4 protein-coding genes are annotated in these 3,045 nt (G+C 44.2%); 2 read left to right on the forward strand and 2 right to left on the reverse strand.

Annotated elements, in window-relative coordinates; translation table 11 throughout:
• A partial coding sequence (locus tag RH89_RS14135; RefSeq protein WP_004403067.1) for a class II D-tagatose-bisphosphate aldolase non-catalytic subunit occupies positions 1–586 on the forward strand: 586 nt, incomplete at its 5' end.
• 58 nt (positions 587–644) lie between these two features.
• Positions 645–1,502, forward strand: coding sequence for a tagatose-bisphosphate aldolase subunit GatY (gene gatY, locus RH89_RS14140; RefSeq protein WP_004403068.1), 858 nt, complete (start codon positions 645–647; stop codon positions 1,500–1,502).
• Between the two features lie 141 nt (positions 1,503–1,643).
• Here gatY and RH89_RS14145 read toward each other — a convergent pair whose 3' ends face one another.
• Both RH89_RS14145 and RH89_RS30230 read right to left on the reverse strand, forming a co-directional pair.
• Entirely contained in the window at positions 1,644–2,111 is a 468-nt protein-coding gene (locus RH89_RS14145) for a hypothetical protein (protein ID WP_004403069.1), read from the reverse strand.
• A gap of 20 nt (positions 2,112–2,131) precedes the next feature.
• Positions 2,132–3,045, reverse strand: a 914-nt coding sequence (locus RH89_RS30230; RefSeq protein ID WP_004403070.1) for a hypothetical protein, incomplete at its 5' end; no start/stop codon positions are given.

The raw sequence follows: 3,045 nt of genomic DNA on the forward strand, positions 1-3,045 counted from the left end.
TCATCACAAAGTCGTCCATTATCAGCCGTCCAAAGCCAAGCCGCTGAGTAACATGATTGAGAAATATCAGACTCTGGTTTACGAAGCGCATTCAACGGATTACCAATGCAATGGTGCGTATTCACAGCTGGTCAAAGACCATTTTGCGATTCTAAAAGTAGGACCAGCACTAACGTTTGCTCTGAGAGAAGCTTTATTTGCACTCGATTGCATTGAACGTGAATGGGTCGATTCCGAGGTTACCTCTGATCTGAAACATGCCATTGAGCAGGCAATGGATGAGGATCCAAGCTACTGGGCTCGCTACTACGAAAAATCCGGCAAATTTCAGCAAATAGACAAGCACTACAGCTTGAGCGATCGGATCCGTTACTACTGGCCAAATGAAAAGGTAAAGAAAGCGGTGGGAAAACTATTCCGTAATCTGGAAAGTAACCCGCCTCCCCCAACTTTGCTCAGCCAATATCTGCCCAATCAAAGCCAAAAAATTTCTGCGGGGAAGTTAACCAACCATCCAAAGGAAATCGTGATCGATAAAGTCATGGAAATAACCGAAATATACAGCGCTGCTTGCTATCAGAAGTAGTTGTTTTAATGAAGTACAAGCCCGTTACTTAAGCGGCGTCTGAGGAGAATTTAGGTTAATGAACAACATCATAAACAGCAATTATTGGTTAACAAAAGCCAGAAAGGAGGGATTTGCCGTTCCTGCGTTTAACTTTCATAACCTGGAGACGGTTCAGGTCATTTTAGACGCAGCGAAAGAGCTGGATTCCCCAGTCATTTTGGCGGGTACACCCGGAACTTATCAGTACGGCGGTGCTCGCGAACTCGTACATATGGTCAACGCTGCCGCATTTGAACGCAACATGCGGGTTGTGGTTCATTTAGACCATCATCATGATATTTCGGATATTGAGCGTAAAGTTCAGCTTGGCATTCGCTCCGCCATGATAGACGGTAGTGCATTACCACTGGAAGAGAACATCGCCCTTACCAAAGAAACCGTCAAAATCTGCCACGCCTATGGTTGCTGTGTAGAAGCTGAAATTGGTCAGCTTGTCGGGCAGGAAGACGATTTGATAGTAGAATCCGTTGCCGATCCGTACACCAACCCAGAAGACGCCGTTAAGCTGGTGGAACAGACCAACATAGACTCACTTGCTATCGCCATAGGTACGGCACATGGGCTTTACAAAGATGAACCACGGTTAGATTTTGAACGCCTTGCAAGAATAGCTAAGCTTATTGATATTCCATTGGTATTACATGGTGCTTCTGGTATCAGTGTTGCTGATGTACAGCGCTGCATTTCTCTCGGTGTTGCTAAAGTCAACGTCGCAACTGAGTTAAAAATCGCGTTTGCAGATTCTTTAAAAAATGCATTCAACGAAGACCCCAGCATCAATGACCCAAGAATTTATAATGAAGCGCCGAAAGCAGCCATGGCTAAATTGGTTAAAGAAAAAATCTTGATGTGTAAAAGCGAAGGGAAACGTTAGGTGAGTTATGAGCGCCTATTTTGATAGCAAACATATCAAGACATAAAATCATTGCTCTTATAAAAAGCAGTTTGAAAAAATGAAAAGCAGAAAGGCTCTCCCCCTTTCTGCTTTTATCATTAAGTTACGTTAATATCGACGCTATTTAATTGCGGCTTTGATTAACGCTTTTGCTGTTTCTGCATCGCTCGCGGTGTCGACCTTGGTAAAATAGGTCAGCGCTATATTTTTAGGTTCATCAACGCCCGTGATAACAATATAGTCATCCTCAACACCATAACCAAGCAGTGCTTGAGATACCTGCATATTATCTTTTGGCGATCCAACAATTACGATGGCTTTCGCTCCGTTGAAACGTTCTTTTTCTAAAGAAGAACCCTGTTGAAGAACGATACTTGAATCAAGTACTGCAACCTGATGGTTTTCCGAAGCATAGAGTGCTCGCTCACCCGATGTTGCCTCAACAGGTCCTTCCATGTTGACCATTTCCGTTACCAAATCCAGCGGTGAGTTCGTGACATTCTCCACTAAAACATGAACGGGCTTCGCCAATGCCGATACAGAAAGAAACGTTGAAACAGTTAAAGCCAATATTGATTTCATTTTCATAATTTTTGTCCTGTTATAATTTATCTATTTAGCGTTCCAGTTTCATGTACTCGGTACCACTTTCCTGATTTACCAGCCACGCACTTCGTTCCGACAGTAAAGTTCTTCGCTGCCGAATAGGTCGCGTAGCTACGCTCTAGCGAAGTTGCACCTTCAACGACCGTTAACACGTTGCTGTTGCTATCTGCATCATATTGACCACGGTCCATGCTCAACGTATGTCGGAATATCTGGTTTCGTAAGCCTTCATCAGGATTACAGTTACCTTGATTGACCGTCTCGCGCCAAACAGTAAATGAACTAAAATCAATGTCACGCCAAGCCGATTGACCGATTCGATTGTCAACGAGGCTACTCGACCCAGTAGACACCTCAGAGTTAAAACTAGAAAGCGGCCATATTGCATGTACGTTTAGTTTGAATTCGGAACTTGAGCCCGTGTCTGATGTTAGCTCCGTTCCGTGCACCGTCATGACAGTTTCTTCCGTTGAAAACCCACTTTCATAACCGACAGCAAAGTTCACGGACGCTTCTTTCCCAGTACTGCCTTCCAAACCAAACGAGATGCTCGTCGATTTTGCAATATCCAATGTTTTATTTTGGGTACTTGTTTTGGGGAAATAATCCTCTAAGCGCCAATAATGTGAGTTACCATTCCCACCGGGCACTGAAGGGTTATTTCTTGCGTCAACTGTTTGGATTTGTGTTTTGACGTTATTAAACACATTGTTGAGTTGATTCACTCCCCAAGCATTCCAGCTAGCGACAATATCTGGGGTCCCACTCGAATCGCTGTTGTTAGACACTGGTGTAAGATCGCAATGTCTACCCTCGCCGTTACAGAAAAAACGTTGCTCCCTAAGTTGGGCCCCGCCAGTGGTGTACACCACATAGTGAGTTTCGCCACCTCCTGATAGCATGATCAGCTCTAACT

Source organism: Vibrio nigripulchritudo ATCC 27043 (assembly GCF_000222685.1).
Lineage (GTDB): Bacteria > Pseudomonadota > Gammaproteobacteria > Enterobacterales > Vibrionaceae > Vibrio > Vibrio nigripulchritudo.